26 protein-coding genes are annotated in these 25,750 nt (G+C 61.9%); 14 read left to right on the top strand and 12 right to left on the bottom strand.

Annotated elements, in window-relative coordinates; translation table 11 throughout:
• Window positions 1-104: 104 nt before the first annotated feature.
• The 9 genes from E4Z66_RS13855 (at window position 105) to E4Z66_RS13815 (ending at window position 6,896) form a co-directional block, all read left to right on the top strand.
• Window positions 105-614, top strand: coding sequence for a MarR family winged helix-turn-helix transcriptional regulator (locus tag E4Z66_RS13855; protein WP_136463606.1), 510 nt, complete (start codon window positions 105-107; stop codon window positions 612-614).
• Window positions 615-821: 207 nt separating this feature from the next.
• Window positions 822-1,109: an ArsR/SmtB family transcription factor gene (locus tag E4Z66_RS13850; RefSeq protein ID WP_136463605.1), complete on the top strand. Its 288-nt coding sequence runs from the start codon at window positions 822-824 to the stop codon at window positions 1,107-1,109.
• A complete protein-coding gene (locus E4Z66_RS13845; protein ID WP_136463604.1) occupies window positions 1,106-2,164 on the top strand; it encodes a permease in 1,059 nt (352 codons plus the stop codon). Before E4Z66_RS13850 ends, E4Z66_RS13845 begins: the two co-directional genes overlap by 4 nt.
• A gap of 34 nt (window positions 2,165-2,198) precedes the next feature.
• A complete protein-coding gene (locus tag E4Z66_RS13840) occupies window positions 2,199-2,435 on the top strand; it encodes a thioredoxin family protein (protein ID WP_136463603.1) in 237 nt (78 codons plus the stop codon).
• 30 nt (window positions 2,436-2,465) lie between these two features.
• The gene (locus E4Z66_RS13835) at window positions 2,466-2,870 is read left to right on the top strand and encodes an OsmC family protein (protein ID WP_136463602.1); all 405 of its coding nucleotides are present in this window, start codon (window positions 2,466-2,468) and stop codon (window positions 2,868-2,870) included.
• A 70-nt stretch (window positions 2,871-2,940) separates the two neighbouring features.
• Window positions 2,941-4,068 carry an NAD(P)-dependent oxidoreductase gene (locus tag E4Z66_RS13830; protein ID WP_342773454.1) on the top strand — a complete coding sequence of 376 codons (1,128 nt, stop codon included), beginning with the start codon at window positions 2,941-2,943 and terminating at the stop codon, window positions 4,066-4,068.
• A gap of 5 nt (window positions 4,069-4,073) precedes the next feature.
• Window positions 4,074-4,826 carry a class II aldolase and adducin N-terminal domain-containing protein gene (locus tag E4Z66_RS13825; protein WP_136463600.1) on the top strand — a complete coding sequence of 251 codons (753 nt, stop codon included), beginning with the start codon at window positions 4,074-4,076 and terminating at the stop codon, window positions 4,824-4,826.
• 16 nt (window positions 4,827-4,842) lie between these two features.
• The gene (locus E4Z66_RS13820; RefSeq protein WP_136463599.1) at window positions 4,843-5,988 is read left to right on the top strand and encodes a TauD/TfdA family dioxygenase; all 1,146 of its coding nucleotides are present in this window, start codon (window positions 4,843-4,845) and stop codon (window positions 5,986-5,988) included.
• A 62-nt stretch (window positions 5,989-6,050) separates the two neighbouring features.
• The gene (locus E4Z66_RS13815) at window positions 6,051-6,896 is read left to right on the top strand and encodes a HalD/BesD family halogenase (protein ID WP_136463598.1); all 846 of its coding nucleotides are present in this window, start codon (window positions 6,051-6,053) and stop codon (window positions 6,894-6,896) included.
• A gap of 25 nt (window positions 6,897-6,921) precedes the next feature.
• Here E4Z66_RS13815 and E4Z66_RS13810 read toward each other — a convergent pair whose 3' ends face one another.
• The 3 genes from E4Z66_RS13810 to E4Z66_RS13800 all read right to left on the bottom strand — a co-directional run bounded on the left by E4Z66_RS13810 (window position 6,922) and on the right by E4Z66_RS13800 (window position 9,322).
• Entirely contained in the window at window positions 6,922-7,485 is a 564-nt protein-coding gene (locus E4Z66_RS13810; protein ID WP_136463597.1) for a hypothetical protein, read from the bottom strand.
• Window positions 7,482-8,651 (bottom strand): DUF3500 domain-containing protein, encoded by a 1,170-nt coding sequence (locus E4Z66_RS13805; protein WP_246036030.1) that lies wholly within the window; start codon window positions 8,649-8,651, stop codon window positions 7,482-7,484. Before E4Z66_RS13805 ends, E4Z66_RS13810 begins: the two co-directional genes overlap by 4 nt.
• 173 nt (window positions 8,652-8,824) lie before the next feature.
• A complete protein-coding gene (locus tag E4Z66_RS13800; RefSeq protein WP_136463596.1) occupies window positions 8,825-9,322 on the bottom strand; it encodes a lactoylglutathione lyase family protein in 498 nt (165 codons plus the stop codon).
• 101 nt (window positions 9,323-9,423) lie between these two features.
• Between E4Z66_RS13800 and E4Z66_RS13795 the strand changes: the two genes are divergently transcribed.
• Window positions 9,424-10,311 carry a LysR family transcriptional regulator gene (locus E4Z66_RS13795; RefSeq protein WP_136463742.1) on the top strand — a complete coding sequence of 296 codons (888 nt, stop codon included), beginning with the start codon at window positions 9,424-9,426 and terminating at the stop codon, window positions 10,309-10,311.
• Between the two features lie 65 nt (window positions 10,312-10,376).
• Here E4Z66_RS13795 and E4Z66_RS13790 read toward each other — a convergent pair whose 3' ends face one another.
• The 3 genes from E4Z66_RS13790 to E4Z66_RS13780 are packed head-to-tail and all read right to left on the bottom strand — an operon-like array spanning window position 10,377 to window position 14,678.
• Entirely contained in the window at window positions 10,377-11,807 is a 1,431-nt protein-coding gene (locus E4Z66_RS13790; protein WP_136463595.1) for an aldehyde dehydrogenase family protein, read from the bottom strand.
• A 17-nt stretch (window positions 11,808-11,824) separates the two neighbouring features.
• Window positions 11,825-13,033, bottom strand: a complete 1,209-nt coding sequence (locus tag E4Z66_RS13785; RefSeq protein ID WP_136463594.1) for a mandelate racemase/muconate lactonizing enzyme family protein — start codon at window positions 13,031-13,033, stop codon at window positions 11,825-11,827.
• Window positions 13,023-14,678 carry a GMC family oxidoreductase gene (locus E4Z66_RS13780; RefSeq protein WP_136463741.1) on the bottom strand — a complete coding sequence of 552 codons (1,656 nt, stop codon included), beginning with the start codon at window positions 14,676-14,678 and terminating at the stop codon, window positions 13,023-13,025. Before E4Z66_RS13780 ends, E4Z66_RS13785 begins: the two co-directional genes overlap by 11 nt.
• 173 nt (window positions 14,679-14,851) lie before the next feature.
• Here E4Z66_RS13780 and E4Z66_RS13775 point away from each other — a divergent pair, with 173 nt between their 5' ends.
• The 4 genes from E4Z66_RS13775 to E4Z66_RS13760 all read left to right on the top strand — a co-directional run bounded on the left by E4Z66_RS13775 (window position 14,852) and on the right by E4Z66_RS13760 (window position 19,803).
• Window positions 14,852-15,733 carry a LysR family transcriptional regulator gene (locus E4Z66_RS13775; RefSeq protein ID WP_136463593.1) on the top strand — a complete coding sequence of 294 codons (882 nt, stop codon included), beginning with the start codon at window positions 14,852-14,854 and terminating at the stop codon, window positions 15,731-15,733.
• A gap of 210 nt (window positions 15,734-15,943) precedes the next feature.
• Window positions 15,944-17,041 carry a TRAP transporter substrate-binding protein DctP gene (dctP, locus tag E4Z66_RS13770; protein ID WP_246036029.1) on the top strand — a complete coding sequence of 366 codons (1,098 nt, stop codon included), beginning with the start codon at window positions 15,944-15,946 and terminating at the stop codon, window positions 17,039-17,041.
• 89 nt (window positions 17,042-17,130) lie between these two features.
• Entirely contained in the window at window positions 17,131-18,444 is a 1,314-nt protein-coding gene (locus E4Z66_RS13765) for a TRAP transporter small permease subunit (RefSeq protein ID WP_136463592.1), read from the top strand.
• A 3-nt stretch (window positions 18,445-18,447) separates the two neighbouring features.
• A complete protein-coding gene (locus tag E4Z66_RS13760; RefSeq protein WP_136463591.1) occupies window positions 18,448-19,803 on the top strand; it encodes a TRAP transporter large permease in 1,356 nt (451 codons plus the stop codon).
• A 63-nt stretch (window positions 19,804-19,866) separates the two neighbouring features.
• On the opposite strand, the gene E4Z66_RS13755 is transcribed toward E4Z66_RS13760, so the two are convergent.
• From E4Z66_RS13755 to E4Z66_RS13730, 6 genes are all read right to left on the bottom strand, one after another.
• On the bottom strand, window positions 19,867-21,174 hold the full coding sequence (locus E4Z66_RS13755) for a TRAP transporter large permease (protein ID WP_136463590.1): 1,308 nt from the start codon (window positions 21,172-21,174) through the stop codon (window positions 19,867-19,869).
• On the bottom strand, window positions 21,174-21,674 hold the full coding sequence (locus tag E4Z66_RS13750) for a TRAP transporter small permease (protein WP_136463589.1): 501 nt from the start codon (window positions 21,672-21,674) through the stop codon (window positions 21,174-21,176). Before E4Z66_RS13750 ends, E4Z66_RS13755 begins: the two co-directional genes overlap by 1 nt.
• A 69-nt stretch (window positions 21,675-21,743) precedes the next feature.
• Complete coding sequence (gene dctP / locus E4Z66_RS13745) at window positions 21,744-22,757, bottom strand: TRAP transporter substrate-binding protein DctP (protein WP_136463588.1); 1,014 nt, start codon at window positions 22,755-22,757, stop codon at window positions 21,744-21,746.
• A 97-nt stretch (window positions 22,758-22,854) separates the two neighbouring features.
• Window positions 22,855-23,466 carry a 3-isopropylmalate dehydratase small subunit gene (gene leuD, locus E4Z66_RS13740; RefSeq protein WP_136463587.1) on the bottom strand — a complete coding sequence of 204 codons (612 nt, stop codon included), beginning with the start codon at window positions 23,464-23,466 and terminating at the stop codon, window positions 22,855-22,857.
• Window positions 23,466-24,875, bottom strand: coding sequence for a 3-isopropylmalate dehydratase large subunit (gene leuC, locus E4Z66_RS13735; RefSeq protein WP_136463586.1), 1,410 nt, complete (start codon window positions 24,873-24,875; stop codon window positions 23,466-23,468). Before leuC ends, leuD begins: the two co-directional genes overlap by 1 nt.
• Window positions 24,872-25,672 (bottom strand): GntR family transcriptional regulator, encoded by an 801-nt coding sequence (locus tag E4Z66_RS13730; protein WP_136463585.1) that lies wholly within the window; start codon window positions 25,670-25,672, stop codon window positions 24,872-24,874. The genes leuC and E4Z66_RS13730 overlap by 4 nt, the downstream gene beginning before the upstream one ends.
• Between the last annotated feature and the right edge of the window lie 78 nt (window positions 25,673-25,750).

Raw genomic sequence — 25,750 nt, 5'->3', positions numbered from 1 at the left:
CACTCATTCCCCGTGTATCACGGGCCTCCGATTTTCAGGGTTGCAAAAACTACGTGACTTGTCACGAAAAAAAATTGCTGCTCTTAATAGGGGCAGGAGGACACATGACGACAGCTCAGGAAGATCACATAAATCGGTTCAAAGCCCGGTGCCTTACACAAGAGCGCAACCTTTTCGGGCGCTTGCAGGCGGCGGCGCTGGCCTCGCGGTCGCAGGCGCAACGCTTGCTTCGATCTGCGGGGAACCTGTCGATCACCGAATGGCGGGTTTTGTGGGATCTGGCCGAAGCGGGGCCTTTGACGGTGACGGAAATGGCCTCCATCCAAAGAACCGATCACGCGCTGATCAGCCGGACCATCCCGGCCATGATGAAAAAGGGCTATGTCACGACGACGACAGGGACGCGGGATCGCCGCACGTCTTTGGTCGCCCTGACCCCGGCGGGCCGGGCCGTTTTTGACAAGGCATCCGCGACCATGTCGCAGCGCCGGGCGGCCCTTGCCAATTCGTTTTCAGAGGCCGATCTGGACACATTTCTGGGGCTGATTGACCGCTTCGAAGCGTTTGTGGAAGACCCCGATTGGCCGACGCTCGTCGCTGAAAGCGCCGGGTAATCCGCGTCTGAACCCGTTGGCGATTGTCTGAGAGAGGCGCTGCCTTTCGCAATTCGGCCATCCGGTCAGCGTAGCTTGTTTCGATGCCATCGGTTTTGCGTTGCTTCAAGCGCGGGTCCATGTCGTCCCGCTTGAACCTGCACGGCGGCCGCGCGCGAATTGACATATGTCAACGCGCATATGCGGCACGGCGCATACGCATAGCCCATGCAACGGATACTTGATGCCCTTGGCGATTCGACCCGCCGTGCTGCCCTCGCCATTATCTGGGATGGAGGGGAACACTGCGTGTGCGAATTGATGGACCGGCTGGATGCGAGTCAAAGCCGGATGTCCCGCCACATGAAAGTTCTGCGCGAAGCGGGCTTGGTTGTGGATCGGCGCGACGCCCAGTGGGTCAGGTATCGGCAAAATCCAGACATCCCGCGTGAAATCGCGGCGGTGATCACGGCTGTTTTGAGGGCCGAGAAGATGTTCGAACAGGAAATGGCATGACCACAGAAACGCACGAGATTTCTCCGCCGCCCGCAGCGCGGGAATGGCTTTGGTACGCGGGCGTTCTTGCCGCCGCCGTCGCGGGCTGGGTGGCATATGGCCAGTTGATCCCGTTTTCCGAATGGGTCACCAGCCTGTTTCCCGTGGCGCGGGACAGTCACACCGGCGAAGCGATCGCCTTCTTCGTCTATGACGTGCCCAAAGTGCTGCTGCTTCTGACCGGCATCGTCTTTGTAACGGGGGTGCTGCGCAGTTGGTTCAGCCCCGAAAAGACACGCGCGGTTCTAGCCGGCAAGCGCGAGATTTTCGGCTACCCGCTGGCGGCGTTTCTGGGGGTTCTGACACCGTTCTGTTCATGCTCTTCCGTGCCGCTGTTCATCGGCTTCGTATCCGCCGGGGTGCCCTTGGGCGTGACGTTTTCCTTCCTGATCGCGGGCCCGATGGTGGGGCCTGTCGGCCTTGGTCTGCTTTACGCGCTGGTGGGGTGGAAGATCGCCACGATCTATTTGGTGTTCGGGTTCTCCATCGCCACCATCGCGGGCTATGTGATGGGGAAGATGGGGCTGGAACGCTATCTTCAGGACTGGGTGCGCGAGTTGAACGCAGGCCCGCTGAACGATTTGCCGGAAGAGACACTCACCTTTACCGACCGGTTGAAAATCGGTGCCGAACAGGTGCGCGAGATCGTGGGCAAGGTCTGGATTTGGGTCCTGGTCGGCATCGGCATTGGCGCGCTGATCCATGGGTATGTTCCCGAAGCCACGATGCTTAGAATAATGGGCGGCGAGGCGTGGTGGTCGGTGCCGGCGGCGGTCGTTGTCGGCGTGCCGATGTACACCAATGCTGCGGGCGTCATTCCCATCGTCGAAGCGCTGCTTGGCAAAGGGGCGGCGCTGGGCACGACGCTGGCCTTCATGATGTCGGTGATCGCGCTGTCGCTGCCAGAGATGATCATTCTCAAGCAGGTGCTGACCTTGCGGCTCATCGCGATTTTCATCGCCGTCGTCGCCTCGGGCATCTTGGCGACCGGCTATCTCTTCAACTTGCTTCTGTAACCGGTCTGAATGACCCTTCCTGAAAGGACATCCCGTGAAAACCGTCAAAGTCTACGGCCCCGGCTGCCAGCGCTGTGAAACGACCGAGAAAATGGTGCGCGATGCGGCCACGAAACTGGGTATCGACGTCGCGATTGAAAAGGTGTCAGACACCAAATCCATGGCCATGGCAGGCGTCATGTCGACGCCCGGCATCGCGATTGACGGAAAGCTTGTCCACGCGGGCGGGCTTCCTGACGAAGCCAAGCTGGAACAATGGTTGACGGCCTGACGTCTCAGGATCAGGACAGAAGGCAAAACCATGCTTGAATACAATGTCACGGCCCGCCGGATCGACGAACACGGCGCGCAGGCCCACGCCAAGGACGCAAAGATCGTTCTGGATACCGATTTGGCGGGCCGCGAGGATGCGTTCAATCCGGCCGAACTGCTGTTGGCGAGTCTGTCGGCCTGCATGTTGAAAGGGGCGGAGCGTGTCGCGCCGATGCTGGGCTTTGAATTGCGCGGGATGGAGATCGCCCTGCACGGTGTTCGGCAGGACAGCCCGCCGAAGATGGTGCGTATCGAATATGACATCGTGGTCGACACTGATGAGAGCGATCAAAGGCTCGACCTGCTGCACCGCAATATCCGCAAATATGGCACGATTTCCAACACGCTAAGCGATGTGATCGAGCTGACCGGAACCATCCGGCGCAAGGGCTGAACACGCGCACCTCGCGGGCGCGCTCCGCCCGCGCCCTCCGGCCTATCCCACACCGACCTTTGCCGCCGTCATCGCGTGTCAAAAGCTGCGCGCGGCGCGGCACATCCTGCGCGCTTGCACCCGTGCCGGTTCAAATAATTTTTGGCCTCAGCGTGCAATCCCATCGTTTTTAAGCGCCCAAGAAACTTGGCACAGTATCCCGAATGATATCGGCGCATCGGAGCACATTATGAAAGTCGGGTTTATTGGTCTGGGAAATCTGGGGGGCAAACTGGCGGGCAGCCTGTTGCGCAACGGGATCGACCTGACGGTACTGGACCGCAAGGAAGACCTGATGGCGGATTTCGCCGCGCGCGGGGCAGGGACGGCGCAAAGCCCTGCCGCCCTGATGCGCGATAGCGATGTGGTCATCACCTGCCTGCCGTCGCCTGCCGCCTCTGCTGCCGTGATGGACGAAATGCTTGCCGAAATCGGCCCCGGCAAGACATGGATGGAAATGTCGACGACCGATGATGCCGAAATTCGCCGTCTTGCTGCGCTGGTCGAAGAAAAGGGCGGCACGCCGGTCGATTGCCCCGTCTCGGGTGGCTGTCACCGGGCGGATACGGGCAATATCTCGATCTTTGCCGGGTGTGACCGCGAGACCTTTGAAAAGGTGCTGCCGCTGCTGACGCATCTGGGCCGCCGCGTGCTGCATACCGGCCCGCTGGGCACGGCGTCGACGCTGAAGGTGATGACCAACTACCTTGCCACCGCGAACCTGCTGACCTGCTGCGAGGCACTGGTCACGATGAAGGCCGCGGGCATGGATATGGCCACCACCTACGAGGCGATGAAAATCTCCTCCGGCACCAGCTTTGTGCATGAAACGGAAAGCCAGTTGATCCTGAACGGCTCGCGCGATGTGAACTTCACCATGGATTTGATCCTGAAGGATCTGGGCCTGTTCCAGAATATCGCAGACCGCAATGACGTCCCGCTGGAATTGTCGCCGATGGTCATCGACATCATGCGTGACGGCCAGACCCGCTATGGTGAACGCGCAAACACCGACGACATCATCCGCCGTCTGGAAGAGGCGACCGGCCTTTCCATCCTTGCCGATGGCTTCCCGGCCGAGCTGATCGACGATGAGCCCGAAGAACGCGGCTATGAGGTCTTTCCTCCGGGTCGTGCGCGCCCCTTGGCGGCGGAGTAAGCGGTATGAGCCTCGACGCCGCGCCGAATATCAGCCACTGGCAGGAACGCACCGACCTTGCCGCTGCGTTTCGCTGGACTGCGCGCCTGAACATGCACGAGGCCGTGGCCAACCACTTCAGCCTCGCCGTCAATCCTGAAGGCACGCAATTCCTGATCAACCCCAATCAGGCGCATTTCTCGCGCATCCGTGCCTCGGAATTGCTGCTTCTGGACGCCAATGATCCCGATGCGCTGAACCGCCCCGATGCGCCGGACCCAACCGCATGGGGCCTGCACGGATCGATCCACCGGCGCTGCCCCCATGCGCGCTGCGTGATGCATGCCCATTCGATCTTTTCGACGGTTCTGGCCTCTCTTGCCGACAGCACGATGCCACCGATCGATCAGAACACCGCGACGTTCTACAACCGTGTGGTGATCGATGAACAGTTCGGCGGGCTGGCCTTCGAAGATGAGGGAGAGCGCTGCGCCGCGATGCTGACCGACCCCGCCAAAAAGGTGATGGTCATGGGCAATCACGGCGTGCTGGTGCTGGGCCGCGACGTGGCCGACGCCTTCAACCGCCTCTACTATTTTGAACGCGCGGCAGAGACCTATATCCGCGCGCTTCAGACCGGGCAAAAGCTGCGCCTGATCCCCGAAGACATTGCAGAAAAGACTGCCCAGGAACTCGAAGATTACCCCGGGCAGGCAGAGGCGCATCTGACCGCCATCCGCAAAATCCTTGACCATGAAACCGCCGACTACGCCACCTGATCACGAGATACGCACTATGACCCAGATCACCCTGTACGATTCCGGCCTGACCGTTCCCCTGCGAACGGGCGCCGCCTATTTCAATTATTGCTGGCTGCGCGATGCCTGCCCAAGCTGCATTGATGCGCAAACGCGCGAACGCATTTTCGACGTGGCCTCGCTGCCCGATCTGCCGCGCGCCAAATCCGCCCAGATCGACGGTGATGTACTGGTCGTGGACTGGCAGACCGAACCGCAGATCAGCCGCATCCCGCTGAGCGTGCTTGAAACCTTTGCCGCACGGGGCCGGGCCGAAGATCCTGCCGATCTGCCGCGCAAGCTGTGGTATTCCGACAAAGGCACGAACCTGACCCGCGTTCCGCAGAACGCCGTTCTGACCGACCCGGATGCGCGCGCGCAACTGACCCGTGCGCTGATCGAGGACGGTATCGCCATCGTCACTGGCATGGACGCGGATAATGACAGCCTGCCGCGTCTTGTGAACGCGGTCGGGCCGATCACCCCGTCCGCCGAAGGTCTGTTCTTCGACGTGCGCGTTGAAATCGAACCAACAAATCTGGCCTTCACGGCAGGCCCGCTGGAGATGCATACCGACTTGCCCGGCGAAGAAGCCGCGCCCGGCGTGCAATTCCTGCATTGCATCGAAAATACTGTCGAAGGCGGGTTGTCCCTGTTCCTTGACGGGGCTGCCGTCGCCGAAGCGCTGCGGGCCGAAGATCCCGAAGCCTTCCGCCTGCTCGCCGATTACAAGATCCCGTTCTACTATCGCCACGACAATTGGGACTACCGCGCGCACCAGCGTGTCATCGAAACCGATCCCGAAGGGCGCGTGACGGGCGTGACCATCTCGCAGCACCTGCAAGACATCATGGACCTGCCGCAAGACCTGCTCGACAGCTATTACCCGGCCTTCATCAAGTTCCTGAAGATGATGCAGGAAGATCGCTTTCTCGTGCGGTTCCGGTCCGAAGCGGGCAATTGCGTGATCTTCGATAATCACCGGATCGTGCATGGCCGGGAAGGCTATGTCGCCGATAGCGGTATGCGCCACCTGCGTGGCTGCTACACCGACCGGGGCGCGCTGCGCAGCACCTACCGTGTGCTCGCCAAGCAGGGCCATACCGGATTGATACCCGAAGCGGAGCAGCTGCAAAGCGCGTAAGCTTCGACGGAACTGCCCCGCCGGGCGGTCCGGCGGGGACCACTCGTAGGGGAGGCATTCCAATGCTTGCACGTGACTTGATCGATCTGGATCGTTACCCAATCGCCACGCCCGGACCTGCGCGCGACGCAATTCTCGCAGAGGTCCGGGCAGGGCTGGCAGAGCGGGGCTGTGCGGTTCTCAAGGGATTCCTGACGCCGCAGGGCATCGCCGAAGCCGTGGCAGAGGCGGACAGCGTCGCGGATAAAAGCCACAGCAGCCATTCGCGCACCAATGCCTATTTCACCGCCGAAGACACCAGCCTGCCGCCGGACGACCCAAGGCGGCAGTTCTTTGACCGCTCCAACGCGTTTATCCCGGCAGATAACTTCGCCCCGGACGGGCCGCTACGGCGCATTCATGACAGCGACGGGTTCGACACGTTCATTCGCGAGTGCCTGCAAGAGCCGGAAGACCGCTTCTTCCGCTATGCCGACCCGCTGGCGGATATGATGGTGAATGCGGCCGAGGCCGGGAACGGCTTTCCCTGGCATTTCGATACGAACAACTTCACTGTCACGCTCGCGCTGCAAAATGCCGATGGCGGGGGGGCGTTTGAATACGCGCCGATGATCCGCGACAGCGTGGATGAGCATTTCGGAGAGGTGTCCAAAGTGCTGGCAGGGCAATCCGACAGGGTCGTTTCGCTGGAACTGGAACCGGGCGATCTGCAACTCTTCAAGGGGCGGTACTCGCTGCACCGTGTGGCACCGCTTGAAGGAACGACGCCGCGCTATGTCGCGATTTTTTCTTATGTGGAGGCACCGGACATGGTCGGCAGCGTCGAACGCACGCGCCAGCTTTACGGTCGGACCCTGCCGATCCACCATGAGCGCGCAGGCCAACGCAGCGACGCGCTGATCGACTGACGCGGGAGCGGCGGCGCTTGTGCACCTAGTCGCGTTGCAGGACGAGCGGTCCGCGCAAGGCGGTGTGATAGCCGAAATCCGCCAGCCCTTGCGCTGCGCCATCTGATGCCCGCCAATACACCATGGCGCGGTGGCTGCGCACCTCATGCATCACCGCGTCATAGCGCAGTTCCAGCGGCCAAAGCGGCGCGGTATCCGCCGGGGCCACCGCAAATCTGGCAATGACCAGCATATACCGTCCGCGGTGATGGTCCTGTGCCGCCCGCAGGCGCGCCTCCGTCAGCGTCAGTGCCGCCGGGCACGCATCCTGGCCCAGTGCCAGATGATCCGCGAAATAGGCGGCGATTGCGCTGGCCTGTTGTGAGGGCAGGGGCGCGCCAGGCTCTGCCTCTGCCAGCGGGGCCAGCTTCTGTTCCGCGATGATCAGGTCTTCGAGCGGGAGTTCAATCACCAGTTCCAACCTGTTCTCCGCCTGCTGCAGCGTCAGAACGCTGCCGGGCAGACCATGGGCGCGGGCCGTGTCTGATCCGGCACCGGCCAGCATCGCACCGGCAAGCGCCAGCGCGGTGAGTGCGCGCCGCCACATCATTCCGTCTGCCCGCCGTAATCGTGTGCAAGATCGCGCCAGACCGAATGTGGGTGATTGCCGACCTTGCCGGTCGATTTGTTCGACTGCATCGAAAACTCGATCCAAAGCGACGGCCCGTGTACGCGGACATAGTCATCTTCGGCGCTGAGCTGCGGCGTGCCTGAAAAGCTTAGATAGGTCTGCGGCAACTCATCCAGATATCGCTCCATATAGGTGGTCGCATCGCCTTCGGAGATATCGAACACATATGTCCGGATCGCCGTCACAAGCAGTGCCGTCTGATCGTCGGTCAAATCCGAAACGGCCAAGCCTTCGAATTCGTTCGGGATAGCGTCATCGGCTTGTGGCCCGGCCAGAATATCCCGGTAGGTTCCGTCCAGCCGCGCCGCCGCTTTCTGGTCGTCCGACAGGGAAGAAAGCAACGTGGCGAAGGCGTCGCGTTCCTGCGTCAGCGGCACATTGGTGCGCCCGTTCATCTCGAAATAGGGAAACGGCTCCACCCCGCGGAAGGACGGTGTTGCCCCGACCAGCGCCCCGTCTGAATAGGTATTGGTGAAGGCCATGTGGTGCCCGCCATAATACAGCTGCCACGTGCCCGTCGTGGCGGGTGTGCCAAGGAAGGCGATCTTGGTGTTGTAGGAGGAATACCCGGCCTTGTAGTCGGTGCTGACCGTATTGATGTAATCGTCCGCGTTCAGCGTCTGCACCATCTCGTCCCAGCCTTCATTCGGCAGGTCACTGGTGGCGTCCATCATGATCGCCTTGACGATGCCGCGTTGCCGGGTGGTCAGCTCGCCCAACAAAACGCCCGGACGCTTGGGAAAGGCACCTGCGGGCAGGTTGCTCCAATTCTGGGCCAATTCGACGGAATACTCGTGTTGCAGGTTCTCCATGACCTCGTCCGAGACGTCGGCCTTCAGCAGATCCGCCAGACAGACCAGCCGGTCGATGCCCGGGCTCTCGCCGCATTGCGCCACGTCTTCCGGCATCGGTTGGCTGCCCATCAGGGTGCTGGTGTCGCCCATCCGTTCTTGCAGGGCCGCGCTGAGCGCCTGATCTTCTTCCGACATGGGCGGCGGACCGCCGTGATCCTGCTGTGCAAACGCGGATGTCGCCAACAGCGCTGCAAGAGCGCCCCCAGTAAAGCTATTCCACCGTGCTAACATGGCTACGTCGTCCTTCTGCAGTTCCGATTGGGACGAAACTTAGCGCGCGTTAACTTATTTTAAAGCGCTGCCTTGGTGGCAAGCCGTGAACCGGGGGCACGTAACAACACTGCGGCTGGCGGCAACGGCAGGGGGGGAACAGCCCGAAGCAGGCAGGCTGTTCCCGGACCCAATCATGCATATGCGCCCGCAGAATAGGTCAGTTCATAGCTGTGGCTGTAAAGTTCGAAGATGTTCCCAAACGGGTCTTCGACGTAAACCATGCGATAGGGCTTTTCGCCGGGGAAGTATTCTCGAACCGGCATCCGCTGCTTGCCGCCTGCCGCGACGATCTTTGCCAGCAACCCTTCAAGGTCCGGATCCTGAACCGCGAAATGGAATGTCCCATGGCGGCGGAAGGCGAAATTTTCGTCCGGGCTATAGTTTCCCGCGAACTCGAAAAGCTCGATGCCGATACCGTCACCCGTGGAAAGATGGGCAATCCGCAAGTGCTGCCAGCCCGGCCCGAAGACGTCGGTACACATCACACCGATTGCGCTGTCGTCCTCGACGATCTTGCTAGGCTGCATGAGGACATAGAACCCCATGACCTCGGAATAGAACTTCACGGCGGCGTCAAGGTCCGGGACGGAAAGACCGATATGCGAGAACGTGCGGGGGGGCGAAATCATGTTGATCTCCTTTCACTTCAATTGAAGGAGATGTAGGGGGGCGCTTTCAAAATATGAAATTATCATATTTAATGATTTTGCGAACAATGGGTTATGATTGTATGCTCAACTCCACCTGGCTCGAAACCTTTACCGTCCTCGCCGAAGAAGGGCATTTCACCCGCGCTGCGGCCCGGTTGAACATGACGCAGCCGGGTGTCTCCCAGCATTTGCGCAAGTTGGAACATCAGCTTGGACACCCGTTGATCACGAAAGACGGCAAGAGGTTTACCTTGACGGAAGCAGGTGAAAAGCTGCGCGATCTTGGCCTGTCGCGCCGTGCTCAGGAACGGGCGTTGCGGGACGTGATTGCGCGGGACGACCCCGATGCGGGGGAACTGCGGATCGCGTGCTCGGGCAGTTTCGCGATGCTGTTCTACCCGCGTGCCATCGCGCTGATGCGGGGCGCGCCGGATTTGGCGATGCATGTTGAGGCCACGCCCCAATCCCGTGTTCTGGACGGCGTATTGGAGGGGCGTTTCGACCTTGGCATCGTTGCGCATGATCCGCGTCATCCCCGTATCGATGCGCGGCAATTCGGGCGGGAGGAGCTGTGCCTGCTGCTTCCCGAAGGCGTCAAAGACCCGGTCAGTTTCGATACGCTCGAAATGCTTGGTCTGGTCGCCCACCCGGATGTCGCGACCTATGCCGACGACCTGTTTTCACTGAATTTCCCGGAGGAGTTTACCGGCGCAGACAGGTTGAAGCTGCGCACATATGTGAACCAGATCAGTCAGATCCCCGCTCCGGTCGCCGAAGGGGTAGGCTACACGCTGCTCCCGCGCAGCGGCCTTGCGGCGTTCCCTCAAGCCGCGCGCGTCAAGACCGCCAGCCTGCCGGAACCCCGATACCATGAGCTTTGGGCCATCACCCGCCGCGGACGCGCACCCAGCGCGCGCCTCAAGCGGATCATGGGCATCGTTGAAGAAATTGCCGCCACTCTGGGTTGAATGGCTGCCCGGTGAACGGTGGTCGTGGTCCGCATCGCAGTCACGCCCGACCGCCGCCGGGTGCGTTACGCTTGAAACGGCGGACGCACTTTCAGCTCCAGATAGTCTTCCAGCCCGAAGATACCGCCCTCGCGCCCGATGCCCGATTTCTTGTAGCCACCAAAGGGCGAGCCATAATCGGACCCACGCCCGTTGATGGCGACGACACCGGCCCGCAGCCGGCGGCTCACACGGGCGGCGCGCTCGGCGCTTCCGGTTTGGACATAGGCGGCCAGCCCGTATTCGGTGTCATTGGCGATGGCGATCGCCTCGTCTTCGGTATCGAAGGGGATCATGACCAGAACCGGGCCAAAGATTTCCTCGCGCGCGATGGCCATGTCGTTGGACACATCGGCAAAGATCGTCGGTCGCACGAACCAGCCCTGTTCCAGCCCTTCTGGCTTGCCCAGCCCGCCGGCCAACAGCGTCGCGCCTTCGTCCAGCCCCTTGCGGATCATCGTCTGCACACGGTCATACTGGATTTCGTCGAACAGCGGGCCGATATGGTCGCCGGGCTTTGCCGGATCACCGACCTTCTGCGCTTCGGCAGCCATGGCGGCCAGACGCAGCGCCTTTTCATAGACCGGGCGTTCAACCAGCATCCGCGTCGGTGCGTTGCAGGACTGTCCGGTATTGTCGAAACACTCGGCCACGCCCTCGGCGATGCGCTTTTCCAGATCGCAATCGGCAAAGACGAGGTTGGCCGATTTGCCGCCCAGTTCCAGCGTCACACGCTTGATGCCGGGGGCCGCTGCGCGCGACACCTCGACGCCCGCGCGGGTCGAACCGGTGAAGGACACCATCGCCACATCCGGGTGCGCGGTGATCGCCGCGCCCACGGTTGGCCCATCGCCATGCACAAGGTTGAAGACACCGGCGGGGTAGCCGGCCTCATCCACGATTTCGGCATAGATATTGGCCGAAAGCGGCGTGTGCTCGGACGGTTTGAGAACGCAGGTCGCCCCGGTCGCCAGTGCGGGAATGACCTTCAGCGCGATCTGGTTGATCGGCCAGTTCCACGGGGTGATCATACCGACGACGCCGATCGGCTCGCGGCTGAGGATATCGCCGTTGGGCAGGGTTTCTTCTTCGTCCAATGCTTCGAGCGCGTCGATAAAGGCGACCAAATGCCCGATCCCGCTTTCGGCCTGCACGTCAAAGGACATGGTGGCAGGCGCGCCCATCTCGGCAGTCATGGCGGCGGCCAGATCGCCTTGGCGGCGGCGCGTGACGTCCAGCAATTGGCGCAGCAGCGCCAGACGCTCTGGCTTTGTGGTCATCGAAAAGCTGTCAAAGGCGAATTTGGCGGCGGCCACGGCGTGGTCCACATCCGCCGCGCTGCCCATGCTGAGCGTGCCGATCTGCGTGTTGCTGGCCGGGTTCTTGATCGGCATCGTGCCGGTGCCTTCGGGGCTGACCCAAGTGCCGTCGATGTAGAATTTATCGAGCGTGTGCATCGTCTTCCTTAATTCTGTCAGTGGGTAACGGGCTGCGTGTCCATGGTCAGGTGCAACTCGGTTCCGGTATAGGGGGAGGCCGCGATGGCCGCGTCGTCCAGTTCAACGCCAAGGCCCGGTGCGCTGGGCGGGATCACATAGCCGTCTTCCCATGCGATGTCCGACTTGAGGCAGGACATATAGGGGCCATCGAACGTCCCGATGCTTTCAAGGATCAGGAAGTTCGGGCTACAGGTGGCCACCTGGATATTGGCCGCAGCCACGACGGGGCCGCAATAAAGATGCGGCGCGATCTGGACCGACCGGGTTTCCGCCATGCCCGCGATCTTGCGCGCTTCAAGCAGACCGCCCACGCGGCCAAGGTTCATCTGAAGGATCGACGCTGCGCCCGCCTCGATCATCCGCGCGAATTCATGCTTGGTGCACAGCCGCTCTCCGGCTGCGACGGGGATTGCGGTATAGCGGGCGACTTCGGCCATATCGGCGGGATTCTCGGGCGGGATCGGCTCTTCGAACCAAAGCGGATCATAGGGTTCAAGCCGCCGGGCCATGCGTTTCGCGCCGGAGACGGTGAACTGCCCATGGGTGCCGAAAAGCAGATCGGCCCTGTCGCCCACGGCCTCGCGGATTCGCTTGCAGAACGCCTCGGACCGGTTCAGATCCTCCATCCGCGGCTGGTGCCCATCATAGACGGAATAGGGGCCAGCCGGGTCGAACTTGACGGCGGTAAACCCCTTGTCGACCATCTGCACCGCAACCTCTGCGGCAAGATCCGGGTCGTCATATACGCTGGGCGCGCCGGGTGCGGGATAGACGTCGCCCTCTGGTGGATAAAGGTAGGTATAGCTGCGCAGCCGCTCATGCACCTTGCCGCCCATCAACTGATAGACAGGCTGATCGGCGGCCTTGCCGATGATGTCCCAGCAAGCCATTTCCAAGCCGCTGAGAACGCCCATCACAGTGACGTCCGGGCGCTGCGTGAAGCCCGCGCCATAGGCCCGCCGCCAAAGCCGTTCGATATGGTGCGGATCGGCCCCATCGAACTGGCGGGCAAACATGTCCACGGCCATGGCGGCCACCAGATCGGGGCCGAATGTGGCGTTGTAAATCTCGCCCACGCCGGTGATCCCGCACGCCGTGGTCAGCCGGACGAATATGAAGTACCGCCCGCCATGGCGCGGCGGCGGATTGCCGAAAACGAAGGTCTCTATCTTCTCAAGACGCATAGGCCAGAACCCTTTCATGGTCGCCTGTGGCGGCGTCTTCCAGGATCATGTCGGCGGCGCGGGTGGCCAGCATCATGGTCGGCGCGTTGGTGTTGCCCGAGGTGACTGCCGGGAAGGCAGAGCTATCGACAACGCGCAACCCCGACAGACCATGCACACGGCAGCGCGCGTCCAGCACGGACTCCTGCGGCCCACGCCCCATCCGGCATGTGGAGGTCGGGTGAAAGACGGTGGAGGCACGCGCCCGGAAGTCATCCATCAGCGCGTCAGCATCCTGCACTTCTGGCGCGGGGATCAGTCGTTCTTGCGTGACGGCACGCAGGGCGGGGGCTGCGGCAAGGCGGGCGATGATCTCGATCGCGCGGCGCGCGCCATCTTTGTCATATTGCGTGGCAAGCGAGTTGGGCCGGATCACCGGCGCGGCGTCCGGATCGGCAGAGCGGATGGCGATCTCGCCCCGGCTGGTGGGGCGGCAAAGCTGCGCGCACAGCAGATAGCCCGGCTCCCTGTCCAGCACTGTGCGTCCGTCCGGCGCAGTAAAGTAGGACATCGGATTGCAATAGATCTGCATGTCTGGCGCGGCCTGCTTGGGATCGCTGCACAGATAGCCGCCGACCTGATTGACCGGCACGCCCAAGGGGCCGCGCCGCTGCGCAAGATATTGCATCCCGGCCAGAATGCGCGGGGGCAGGCGCCCCAGGATATTGTTCAGTGTCGGCGTCACCGCGCGGAACACATGAGAGATCGCGATGTGATCTTGCAGCCCGCGCCCGACCTCGGGCAGGTCATGATGCACGGACAGGCCCACATCGCGCAGCACTTCGCCGGGACCGACGCCGGACAGTTGCAGCAGCTTGGGCGAATTGACCGCCCCTGCGCACAGGATCACCTCGCGCCCTGCGGTCACGTTAAAGGATTTGTCGCCCACGCGCACATGCAGGCCGGTCGCACGGGTGCCGTCAAAGGTGATCCGTTCCACCACGGCATTGGTCATCAGCCGAAGGTTGCCGCGTTTGCGTGCCGGGGCAAGAAACGCATCCGCTGCCGAACACCGCATCCCGTTGCGCACGGTGCTACGGTAATAGCCGACGACTTCGCCGGTGGCGGTGCTGATATCTGCGCCGCGCGGCCAGCCACAATCTTCGGCGGCTTGCAGAAAACGGGGGGAGAACGGGTGCATCTGATCGTGCAGATCGCTGATCGGCAGCAAGCCCTCGCCGCGCGTGCGCCGGGTGCCGTCGCTATCCTGTTCCAGATGCTGCTCCATCCGCTCGAACGCGGGACGTACATCGCGCCATGCCCAGCCGGTCGCGCCGCTATCGGCCCAATCGTCGAAATCGTTGGGCAGGCCGCGCATATAGGCCATCGCGTTGATGGAGCTGGAGCCGCCGATCACCCGGCCGCGCGGCCAATAGATGCTGCGCCCGTCCAGCGCTTCGTCCGGTTCGGTGTGATAGTTCCAGTTCAGTTTGGGATTGGCGAAATTGACTGCGTAGCCAAGCGGCACCTTGATCCAGAACTCGCGGTCCGATCCGCCCGCTTCGATCAACAGAACCCGCGTCCGACCATCCCGTGTCAACCGTTCGACCAATGCGCAGCCAGCCGACCCAGCGCCGACGACCACGTAGTCATATGAGCCTTCCATCATACCGCATCCATTTCTTGCGCCGCTTTATGGTTTTGCTCTTTGCGAGGCAGTGGTGACAAACAACCGATCTTTTGCCATTGGGGCGGTTCAATTTGCGGGTGGCTCTCTACACTTTCGCAAAGCGGTGTGCATTATGACCCGACTCTACCGACCGAACCTGACGGTGCCCGATGCGATTGCCCCACGTAACATGGCTCAGAGCCTTCGAGGCCGCCGCGCGCCACAGCAGTTTTTCCGACGCCGCTGTGGAATTGAACCTGACCCCCGCCGCTGTCAGCCAACAGATCAGGCTGCTGGAACAGCACCTTGGCACCCAGCTTTTTCGTCGCCTGCCGCGCGGGGTGGTTCTGACGGACAAGGGGCAGGCCTATGCCATGCCGATCCGCAAATCGTTCGCGGAAATGACCGACGCGACAGAGGGGCTGTTCACCGTGCGGCGCAAGCGGCGGATCAGCATCCGTGCCTCCATCAGCTATGCAACGCTGATCCTGGCCCCGCGCCTGAAGGCGTTTCACGACCTGCACCCCGATATCGAAATCGTCCTATCCACGGCGGTTTGGTCCAATCGGATGGACCTTGAGACGATCGATGTCGATATTCGTTATGGCACCGGCCATTGGAATGAGGCCGAAATCTACAAGCTCGGCGATGAAGTCGCGAGCCTTGTCTGTCACCCCGATCATCTGAAAGCCTGCAACGGCGCGGGGCAGGTTCAGGAGCTTCTGGCAGCGGGCACCGTGCCTGTCCTCGGGTCCGAGATCGAATGGCGGCGCCTGTCCGATCAGTTTGGCCTTGAATGTCCTGAACCGCCGGTCTGGCTGATGGCGGATTCCTCGCTCATTGCGTTGCAGACGATCACCGCTGGTTTTGGCACTGCGCTGATCCATCACAGCTTCACCAAGCCATTTCTGGAGCGCGGCGACCTTGTGTCCCCCTTCGATTACCTTCTGCCGATCCGCGAGGCGTATTACTTCGTCATCCGTGACGACGTGGGCGGCCGGGACGAAATCCAGGCATTCCGGTCGTGGCTGATGGGGGAAGACCAGGTCTAGCGCCCGCACGCATTACGAGCATTCCCCAAGCTGACGGACAATTTGGGCAGGGTTGCGCGGTACCTTTTTGCGGCACCGGTCAGAATGGCGCGATTTCAAGGGGTCTGTAAAAAGTATTTACCAATTTTCCGAATTGCCGCTACCTTTCCGGGTGTCGGTGTCGCTTTGCGGGAGACAGAGCAGCGCCGACATGGAAATGGGAGGAAAATCATGACCAAGATCACGACGCGGCGCTCGGCGCTGCGTGCTTTCGCTGGTGTGGGGGCTGCTGGCCTTGCCGCGCCGCATATCGCCACCGCTGCCGCGCATGGCACGAACTGGAAAATCCAGACCAGTTGGCCGGGCGGCGCGGGGCTGCAAATCTTCAAGGACTGGTGCGCCACGATCGAAGAAAAGACCGGCGGTGAGCTGTCCTTTACCCCGTTCGGTGCGAATGATGTCGTCGGCGACTTCCAACTTTACGACGCGGTGAAGAACGGCGTGCTGGAGGCGGTGAACCCCTTCACCATCTATGCCCAAGGCATCATTCCGGCGGCGACCTTTCTGACCTCGATCCCGCTGGGCCTGCGCAATCCGCATGAGTTCGACGTGTTCTACTACGGGCTTGGGGGTATCGACATCGCGCGCGAGCTTTACGCGGCGCAGGGTCTGCACTTCGTGGGTCCGGTCCATCATGGGCCGAACATCATCCACTCCAAGGTGCCGATCCGGTCCATCGACGATTTCGCGGGGCGCAAGATGCGTTTGCCCGGCGGCATGGTGGCGGAAATCTTCAACGCCATCGGCGCAGAGACGACGGTTCTGCCCGGCTCGGAAATCTTCCCGGCGCTGGAAAAGGGCACGATCGACGTTGCCGATTATGTGGGTCCGGCGGTGAACTACGCGCTCGGCTTCAGCCAGGTGACCGATTACATCGTCATGGGTCCTCCGGGCTTCATGTCGCTCTATCAGCCGGTCGACATCATGGACATCACCGTCGGCAAGACCGCGTGGGACGCGCTGTCGCCCGAGATGCAGCAATTCGTGGAAATGGAAACGCATGTCTATTCGGATATGCACCACGCCGCGATCCAGAAGGCGGATCAGGAGGCATGGGGCAAGTTCGAAGCCGACGGCACCGAGGTCACGCGACTGAGCCAAGACGATGTGGAACTGATGACCGAAGTCGCGGTGCCGATCTGGTTCGACTATGCGAACCGCGATCCACAAGCGGCGCGCGTGTTCAAGATTCAGCTTGATTACATGCAGTCCGGCTCGCTTGGCTATGTCGATCCGGCGCTGACCGCCGGGTTGGAGCTCAAGCTCTGACCTGCGGGTTTGCATGATCTTCACCGCCCGGGCCGCGCATGGTCCGGGCGGGTTCCATCATCTTTCGCTTAACTATCAAGGGGACTGCAATGCCGGGGCTCGGCTTTACGCTGCCGCATTGGCTCTATTGGGTGGGGCTGATCGTCTTTCCCATCGTCGCGATGATCCTGTCGCGCCGTCCGCAGCCGGAACAGAAACGCTATACGCTGCCATTGGCCTATATGATCGCCGTGACCGGCGGCATTCTGGGGCTGCATCGGTTTTATCTGAAAAGCATGTGGGGGGTGGTGTTTCTGCCGATCTTCCTGTTCGTGCTGTTCGCCAATGCGCAAACGCAGCAGGCGCGCACGGTGTTGTCCGGCTATGACAACGAATTGCGCGTGGCGCAGCGCACGCTGGACCGCGAAGAAGGCAGGGTCGGGGATGCCCGTGCGAATCTGGCAGAGCTTCAGGCCGGTGTCGATGCGGCGGAGGAGGGCAGCTTCGCCCGCAAATCCGCAGAGCGGCGCCTGACCCGTGCGCAAGACACGATCACCAAGGGCGAGGCACGTCTGACCGATGCCCGCAGCACGCTGGAAGAGATCACGCCCATTCAGCAGAAGGCCGCAGATACCCGCGCCTTTTGGGACAATGCGGCTGGCTATGCGTTCTATCTGATCCTTGCCCTGCTTGCGGTGGACCTCGTGTTGCTGCCCAGATTGGTGCGCAAGGCCAATGCCGGTCTGCCCGCGCATGAGGAAATGTCCGAAGCCGAAAAGGCGCTTGCCGCCGCCGAGATCGAAGACGGCCCGAAAGAGGACCGCGACTATGCGCAGAACTGGATCGATCGGCTATCGCTTTTCTGTGGTGAGTTCGTCGCCTACTGGGCCGTGATTGCGGTCTTTGTCTACTACTACGAGGTGCTGGCCCGCTATGTGTTCGGCTCACCGACCAATTGGGCGCATGAGGCGATGTATCTGATGTTCGGCATGCAATACCTGATTGCCGGAGCCTATGCGATGCTGACCGAAAGCCATGTGCGCGTGGATATCTTCTATGCGCCGCTGTCGAAGCCAAGGAAGGCATGGGTCGATCTGCTGACCTCCATCTTCTTTTTCATTTTCGCGGGCACGCTGCTTGTCACGTCGTGGATTTTCGCGATGGACGCGATTGCGGTGCCGTCGGGCAACTCGGTCCTGTCGGACTGGGCGCGCGGGCAGATCGGCCTGGGTGAAATGCTGGGCAGCTTTGGCCTGAACCAGTGGACTGATCCGAATATCCGCTGGGGCGAGATCAGCTTTAACGAATGGGAGGTGCCATTGTGGCCGATGAAATGGGTCATGGTCATGGGCGGGCTGCTGCTTGTCCTGCAAGGCATTTCGAAAGTGTCGAAAGACATCCGTGAAATCGCGCGGGGGAACTGAGCCATGGGAATTGAAATCGATATCGCGTGGCTCACGCTGATCATGTTTGGCAGCTTGCTGACCCTGCTGATGGCGGGGCTGCCGCTGGCCTTCGTGACGGGCGGTCTGGCCTGTGTGTTCCTGTTCGTCCTTGGCGACGCGCGCGCGCTCAACATCGTGCCCAGCCGGATTTTCCCGCTGATGACCAATTATCAGCTTTCGGCGATCCCGCTTTTCATCTTCATGGCGGCGATGCTCGAAAGGGCGGGGATCATCAACGACATGTTCGACGTGATCTACAAGGTCATGGGCGGGCTGAAGGGGGGGCTTGCGGCGGCGACGATCATCGCCTCTACCATCCTTGCGGCGATGGTGGGGGTGATCGGCGCGGCGGTTGTGACCATGGGCATCATCGCGCTGCCCGCGATGCTCAAGCGGAACTACGACCCGAAGATCGCGATGGGGTCGATCATGGCGGGCGGCACGCTTGGCATTCTGATCCCGCCGTCGATCCTTGCGATCATCTATGCGGTGGTGGCCGAACAATCGGTGGGCGAGCTGTTCATCGGTGCGGTCATTCCCGGCCTGCTGCTGTCAGGCATGTATATCGCCTATGTGGTCACGCGCAGTTATATCAATCCGGTGTTGGGTCCGGCGATCCCGATGGAAGAACGCGTGTCCAACGCCGAAAAGCTGCGGCTTGTCGGCAAGATGGCGGCGCCGATCGTGCTGGTCGTCGTCGTGCTGGGGATCATCTTCTCTGGCGTGGCGACCCCGGTAGAGGCGGCGGGCATCGGCACGTTCGGGGCCTTCATCGTTGCGGCCATCCACCGCAAGCTGGATTGGCCCACGGTGCGCGAGGCCTGCACAACCACGCTCAAAGCGTCGGCCATGGTGATCTGGATCATGTTCGGTGCGACGATCTTTGTCGGGCTCTACGTGCTGGAAGGCGGTCAGCAATTCGTGCAGGAATCGCTCGCCGCGACGGGGCTGGGGCCGTGGGGTATCCTGATCCTGATGCAGGTGCTGCTGGTGATCCTTGGCATGTTCCTCGACTGGGTCGGTATCCTGCTGCTTTGCGTGCCGATCTTCGTGCCCATCATCAAGGCGCTGGGCGCGCAGGCGTTCGGATTGGACAGCACCGAGGATCTCGTCCTGTGGTTCGGGGTGCTGTACCTTGTGAACATGCAGATGTCGTTCCTGTCGCCGCCCTTCGGCTACGCGCTGTTCTATCTGCGCGGCGTGGCCCCGCCGGAAATCCCGATGAGCGACATTTTCAAATCCGCCCTGCCGTTCTTGTTCCTGCAAGTGGTCGGGCTGGTGCTGTGCATGTTCTTCCCACAGATCATCACGTGGCTGCCACGTCTGGTCTATGGCTGACAACATACGGGCCGCGCCAGATATGACCGGCGCGGCCCGCTTTTTACCTTTCCGCTGGGGCCGTCAAAGCGATGGCAGCCACAGGGCCAGGGACGGAAACGCGATCAGCAGCGCCACGATGAAGAGAGAGCAGAAGATGAACGGAAAGGCCGAGGTGTAAATCTCGCGCATGGTGGTGCCCGCCGGGGCCACGCCCTTCATCACGAAAAGCAACAGCCCGAATGGTGGCGTGGTGAAACTGATCTCAAGCGACAGCAGCATGATCAGCGCGAACCAGATCGGATCGAACCCAAGGCTTTGCGCCAGCGGGAAGAAGATCGGCACCGTGAGCAGCATGATTGAAATCTGTTCCATAAACATGCCCAGCAGCAGCAAGACGGCGAACATCACCAGCAGCATCGCCAGCGGGGCAAGGTCAAAACTGGTCGCCCAGTTCACCAACCCGCGCGAGGCCCCCGAAAAGGCCAGAAGCTGGCTGAACGTCGCCGATCCGAACACGATAAGATAGGCCATCAAGGTCACGCGCATCGCGCCGATCACCGATTTCTTCATCGCCTCCCATGTGAGGCACCGAAACAGCGCCGCAAGGATCAGCACCCCCAGCGCGCCGAAGGCGGCGGCTTCCGATGGGGTCACAAAGCCTTGGATCATCAGAACGATAATGATCGCCATCACGCTGACCATCGGGATCACCTCTGTCAGCAGCAGCGCCAGCTTGCGCCCGAAAGACAGCGGCTCCACGTCATAGGCCGGGGCGGCAGACGGGTCGATCCGGGTCTGAAGCCAGATCGTCCCGATATAAAGCCCCGCGAGGATCAAACCGGGGATCACCCCCGCGATCAGCAGAGCGGCCACATCGATCTGCGCCAATGTTGCCAGCAGCACCGCCAGCGCCGAGGGCGGGATGATGATCGCCAGCCCGCCAGTGCCAAGGATCGGGCCGATGCTCATATGGGATTTGTAGCCGCGGCGGCTCATCTCGGGCACCATCAGGGACCCCAGCAGCGCGGTGGAGCCCATGGAAGACCCCGACAACGTCGAAAAGGCGGTGCCGCCCAGAACGGTGACATAGCTGAGCCGCCCCGGCAGCCGCCCCAGCAGTTTGTCGATGGCGCTGAACATGCGCCCGCCCAGCCCGGTGTGAAAGAAAATCTCGCCCATCAGCAGGAAAAGCGGGATCGGCATCAGCGCGTATTTCGTCAGCGACCCCAGCCCGTTGTTCAGCAGTTGCGTCACGCCGCGCTCGCCGCCCATGAAGACCCAGGCGCCGATGATATTGGCCGCAAGGAACGCCAGCGCCACCGGCATCCCCACGGCCATCAGGACCATGATCGTACCGACCAGCAGGCCAAGTGCTTCGAACCATTCCATTATTCGTGTATCCCTGCTTCGCCGCTATGCATCAGCTCTGTCCCGAAGGCAAAGCGCGAGAATTCCACCGCCATGAAGCCGAAGCTGAGCGGGAAGGTGATCGTCAACAGCCAGCGCGGGAAATAATAGGCGCGGGTGTCGAAATCGCCGCGTTCGATATTGGTCAGAACCAGTTCTGCCCCTTTCCACGCCAGCACGGCGCACACCAACACGCAGGCAACCGCCACAGCCCGGCTGAGCAGGCGGCGCGGTGTCTCGGGCAGGGCAGCGGTGATCAGCTCGATATGGACATGCCCCTTTTCACGCACCAGCCACGGGGCGCCCAGCATGGTCATATACAACAGGCCGTATTCGGCAGAGGTGAAGAGCCATGCAAAAGGTTGCAGGCCCAGATTGCGCATCACGACAGAGGTCGTGACCGAAATCAGCAGCCAGACCAGCATCAGGCCGGACAGGATTGCCATGCCGTTCAGCATGAACTTGTAAAACTTGGCCAGCATGCGCGGCCTCCGCGGTCGGGGGGTGTCGGTATGGCCCGCCCCACATGCAGGGGGCGGGCCGCGCGTGGCTTAGTTTGCCGCGTCGAGATCGTAGAACAGTTCGATCAGGCGGTCGTAATTGTCGGTGCCGCCGGGTTGACCGGACATGACCTCTTTCATCCGCTCCCACGTCTTTTCGCGGGCAGCGGCAAGGTAGTTGGCCTTTGCCTCACCTTCGAGGCTGACAACCTTCATCCCGGCCTCTTCCAGCGCCGCGAAATCCTCGTCCCGCTTGGTGCGCAGGGCGTCTACGCTGTCTTTCTCATGCTGGATGGCGACATCCTGCACGATTTTCTTGGCCTCATCCGACAGCGAGTCCCACTTTTCGAGATTCACGATCACGCCCAGATCGGTGGAGAAGAAGCACGGCTCGATCCGGTAGTTGAGGAACTCGTTCCACTTCAGGTCGATCAGGCCGATCTGCGTCCAGCCCGTCGCATCCACCACGCCGCGTTGCAGGGCGGAATAGACCTCGCCCGTGGGCAGGTCGATCACCTGCGCGCCCAGATAGTTGGTGAAGAATGCGTTGTAGACGTTGTTGCCGCGCAGCTTCAGCCCTTCGACTTCCAGATTGCCATCAGCGTCAAATGTGGGCTCTTCGCGGGTCCACAGGTTGTAGCACACACCGCTATCGAACCAGCCCAGGTATTTCAGGCCCATCTTTTCCTGATGGATTTCATCGATTAGGGCGATGCCGCCATTCTCGCGCGTTTCGACCGCCGTGAGGTTCGAGGCCACCATCGCGTCCTTTTCAGGAAGCGCGCCGCCATAGAACGATCCGGGGGTATAGACCATGTCCACGATCCCGTCGCGCACCGCATCGGGCTGTTGGAACATGCCGATGGCTTCCGGCCCGCCGCGCACATCGATCTGAACCACGCCCTTGCCGGCCTCGTTCACCTTGTCCACGAAGCTCAGGAAGCTTTGCGTGTAAATCAGCGTTTCGGGAAAGGCGTGTACTGCCGAAATCGTTTCTTCGGCCGTCGCGGCGCTGCCGATCAGCGTCGCCCCCGCGATCAGGTGTCCCAGCTTAGTCATCTTCATAGGTTTCATCCTCCGTGATGAGGGGCTGTTTCAGGTGATCGCCCCGTTTTGGTTTTGCCCTCTTCCGGGCTGATTGCGCTGCCTTGGGCAGCAAGGTTCAATCCACCTCCCCGGGCCAGGCCCAAGGGGCAGCTTGACTGCGGTTGTTCCGAAATTGCGCGATCTGTGCGGCGTGTTGGCGCGTCAGGTCGATATCGTCCCAGCCGTTGATCAGCTTGATGCGCCAGCTTGCATCCAGATCGAAGGCGAAATCCTGCGCGCCGATGGTCAACGTGCTTTGGTCAAGGTCGATCCGGGCCTGCGCCGTGCCGTCGCCCAGCATCTGTTCGATCTGTGCGCAGGCTTCCGGCGTCAATCGGGCAGGCAGCAACCCGTTATTCACGGCATTGGACGCGAAAATATCGCCGAAGGCGGGCGCGATCACGGCGCGGAACCCGGCATCGATCAAGGCATAAACCGCGGCCTCACGCGATGATCCACTGCCGAAATTTTCGCGCGTGATCATGATGTTGGCCTCTGGGTGGCGGTTGAGCGGGAAGTCGGGCCGCAATGCGCCATCTTCGTCGCGGCGCGTGTCATGCAGCAGGAAGCTGCCATAGCCTTCGGACCGGGGCGCTGACATGAACCGGGCAGGGATCAACTGATCCGTGTCCACATTGGCCAAGGGCAGCGCGACCGCCGTGCCGGTATGAACCGTCCAGCCCGCCATCAAGGGTGCCGTCCGCTGAGCAAGGGGCGCACATCGGTGATCGTGCCCGTGACCGCTGCTGCCGCGACCATCGCGGGCGACATCAAATGCGTGCGCGCGCCCGGCCCCTGACGGCCCCGGAAATTCCGGTTGGTGGAGGAGGCGCAGCGCTTGTCCCGCGCGACCAGATCGCCGTTCATGCCAACGCACATCGAACAGCCGGATTCGACCCAGTCCAGGCCCGCTTCGGTAAAGATGCGGTCCAGCCCTTCGGCCTCGGCCTGTGACTTGACCTGCGCCGATCCGGGCGAAACCATGCCCGGAACCTGCGCCTTTCGTCCGGCCAGAACCGCCGCCGCAGCCCGCAAATCTTCGATCCGGCCATTGGTGCAAGAGCCGATGAAGACCTGATCGATGGGCGTGCCTTGCAGCGCTTGCCCCGGCTTCAATCCCATGTAGTCGAGCGCGGCGCGCGCCGCATCTGCCTTGGCCGGGTCGATGCGGCCCGGATCGGGGATCTGCGCGGAGACAGGCAACGCCTGATCTGGGCTGGTGCCCCATGTTACAGTAGGTGCGATCTGAGCGGCGTCGATAACCACTTCGTTGTCGAAGCTGGCTTGCGGATCACTGGCGAGTTTCGCCCAATCTTCGCAAGCGCGGTCCCAAGCATCGCCGCTTGGGGCATGGGCACGGCCCGCCAGATAGTCGAAGGTGACCCCATCCGGGGCGACCATGCCAAACCGCGCGCCGCCTTCGATCGACAGATTGCACAGCGTCATGCGTCCTTCCATCGACAGGCCGCGCACGGCGCTGCCCGCATATTCGACCGCGTGGCCCTGCGCGCCACCGGTGCCAAGCTGTGAAATCCAATGCAGCGCCATATCCTTGGCCGTCACGCTGGGGCCAAGCGTGCCCTCGACCGTGATCCGCATCGCCTTGGGTTTGCGCTGCCAGACGGTCTGCGTGGCCAGAACATGCGCCACTTCCGTCGCGCCGATGCCGAAACCCAGCGCCCCGAAGGCCCCATGTGTCGAGGTATGGCTGTCACCGCAATTGATCAGCAGGCCGGGCAATGTCAGCCCTTGTTCGGGGGCGATCACATGCACGATGCCTTGGCCGGGGTCCATCAGGTCAAACAGGCGTAGCCCATGGTCCTGCGCGTTGCGGCGCAGCGTTTCGATCATGCGCCGCACCTGCGGGTCCGCGGTCTGTGCGCGCGCCCGTGTCGGTGCGTAATGGTCGACCACAGCAAAGGTCAGGTCCGGCTCTGCCACGGGCAATCCGCGCGCGGCGAGCTTGGCAAATGCGTGGTGCGAGCCTTCGTGGACCAGATGCCGATCCACCCATAGTAGCGACACCCCGTCCTCGCGCCGCAGGATTTCATGCGCCGCCCAGAGCTTGTCCAGCAGGGTCCGGGGCGCGGCTGTCATGATGTTTCCCCCAACTCTCCGATCGCTGGTTCCCAGTGTCGGGTGTTGCCGCTGCCGACCCGTGCCAAGGGCATCTCAAGGCGGAACATGTCGGGGCGATAGAGCGCCGAAAGGTATTCGACCGCGTTCCCGTCGATGTCGCGCACCACCCGGCGCAGCGACAACAGGGCAGAGCCGACCGCAACATCCAGCGCATCTGCCACATCCGGGCCGGCCAAAGTCGCGCTGACCGTTTGATGCGCTTGGCTGATCCGCACGCCGCTGCGTTCAAGCAGCTTGAACAGGGGCGTCGTCGCCAGATCGTTTTCGGAGTAGTTGCGCGCGATCTCCGCCGGGACATAAGTCGTCAGGTGCGAGAACGGCACATCATCCACGAGCCGGACGCGGGTCGCGATCTGCATCGTCTCGCCCGTGTTGACGCCCATCGCATCGGCCACGAAATCCGGGGTGGTGTCATAGGCGAAGGATAGCAGCCGCGCCGTCGTCTTCTGGCCCATTTCCACCAGTTGCGGCATCAGCGTGTTGAAATCCATCGCCGCGCGGCGACCGCTTTGCTTCACACCGCATACACGCGTGCCGCTGCCCGCGCGCCGTTCAACCAGACCGCCCTGCGACAGCGCGTCCAGCGCCCGTCGCACTGTCACGCGGGAAACGCCAAAGGTTTGCGCCAGCTTCTGCTCACCCGGCAAGACCTCGCCATCGCGCAGGCGCCCGTCAGAAATCTGATCGCGCAAAGACAGGTAAACGCGCTGCGCCTTGGCGCCTTCCGGCAAGTTCGTGACAGCGTCAGCCCGCACCTGTGATTCTCCCGTTGATTTCGGCCAACCGTAAATATGTGCTTTTCAAAAGCAAGCCTTAGTATTTCGTAACTTCGC

This window comes from Aliishimia ponticola, assembly GCF_004803475.1.
Taxonomy (GTDB): domain Bacteria; phylum Pseudomonadota; class Alphaproteobacteria; order Rhodobacterales; family Rhodobacteraceae; genus Aliishimia; species Aliishimia ponticola.
The sequence above is the reverse complement of the archived record's forward strand: the minus strand, read 5'-3'. Positions and strand labels throughout refer to the sequence as shown.

Coding starts and splice junctions, on each gene's coding strand:
- E4Z66_RS13825 (WP_136463600.1), top strand. CDS start 4,074: ATGAGCCTCGACGCCGCGCCGAATATCAGCCACTGGCAGGAACGCACC.
- E4Z66_RS13795 (WP_136463742.1), top strand. CDS start 9,424: ATGCTCAACTCCACCTGGCTCGAAACCTTTACCGTCCTCGCCGAAGAA.
- E4Z66_RS13775 (WP_136463593.1), top strand. CDS start 14,852: ATGCGATTGCCCCACGTAACATGGCTCAGAGCCTTCGAGGCCGCCGCG.
- E4Z66_RS13810 (WP_136463597.1), bottom strand. CDS start 7,485: ATGATGTGGCGGCGCGCACTCACCGCGCTGGCGCTTGCCGGTGCGATG.
- E4Z66_RS13780 (WP_136463741.1), bottom strand. CDS start 14,678: ATGGAAGGCTCATATGACTACGTGGTCGTCGGCGCTGGGTCGGCTGGC.
- E4Z66_RS13850 (WP_136463605.1), top strand. CDS start 822: ATGCAACGGATACTTGATGCCCTTGGCGATTCGACCCGCCGTGCTGCC.
- dctP (WP_136463588.1), bottom strand. CDS start 22,757: ATGAAGATGACTAAGCTGGGACACCTGATCGCGGGGGCGACGCTGATC.
- E4Z66_RS13790 (WP_136463595.1), bottom strand. CDS start 11,807: ATGCACACGCTCGATAAATTCTACATCGACGGCACTTGGGTCAGCCCC.
- E4Z66_RS13815 (WP_136463598.1), top strand. CDS start 6,051: ATGCTTGCACGTGACTTGATCGATCTGGATCGTTACCCAATCGCCACG.
- leuC (WP_136463586.1), bottom strand. CDS start 24,875: ATGACAGCCGCGCCCCGGACCCTGCTGGACAAGCTCTGGGCGGCGCAT.
- E4Z66_RS13820 (WP_136463599.1), top strand. CDS start 4,843: ATGACCCAGATCACCCTGTACGATTCCGGCCTGACCGTTCCCCTGCGA.
- E4Z66_RS13750 (WP_136463589.1), bottom strand. CDS start 21,674: ATGCTGGCCAAGTTTTACAAGTTCATGCTGAACGGCATGGCAATCCTG.
- E4Z66_RS13755 (WP_136463590.1), bottom strand. CDS start 21,174: ATGGAATGGTTCGAAGCACTTGGCCTGCTGGTCGGTACGATCATGGTC.
- E4Z66_RS13800 (WP_136463596.1), bottom strand. CDS start 9,322: ATGATTTCGCCCCCCCGCACGTTCTCGCATATCGGTCTTTCCGTCCCG.
- E4Z66_RS13835 (WP_136463602.1), top strand. CDS start 2,466: ATGCTTGAATACAATGTCACGGCCCGCCGGATCGACGAACACGGCGCG.
- E4Z66_RS13805 (WP_246036030.1), bottom strand. CDS start 8,651: ATGTTAGCACGGTGGAATAGCTTTACTGGGGGCGCTCTTGCAGCGCTG.
- dctP (WP_246036029.1), top strand. CDS start 15,944: ATGACCAAGATCACGACGCGGCGCTCGGCGCTGCGTGCTTTCGCTGGT.
- E4Z66_RS13760 (WP_136463591.1), top strand. CDS start 18,448: ATGGGAATTGAAATCGATATCGCGTGGCTCACGCTGATCATGTTTGGC.
- E4Z66_RS13855 (WP_136463606.1), top strand. CDS start 105: ATGACGACAGCTCAGGAAGATCACATAAATCGGTTCAAAGCCCGGTGC.
- leuD (WP_136463587.1), bottom strand. CDS start 23,466: ATGGCGGGCTGGACGGTTCATACCGGCACGGCGGTCGCGCTGCCCTTG.
- E4Z66_RS13785 (WP_136463594.1), bottom strand. CDS start 13,033: ATGCGTCTTGAGAAGATAGAGACCTTCGTTTTCGGCAATCCGCCGCCG.
- E4Z66_RS13765 (WP_136463592.1), top strand. CDS start 17,131: ATGCCGGGGCTCGGCTTTACGCTGCCGCATTGGCTCTATTGGGTGGGG.
- E4Z66_RS13845 (WP_136463604.1), top strand. CDS start 1,106: ATGACCACAGAAACGCACGAGATTTCTCCGCCGCCCGCAGCGCGGGAA.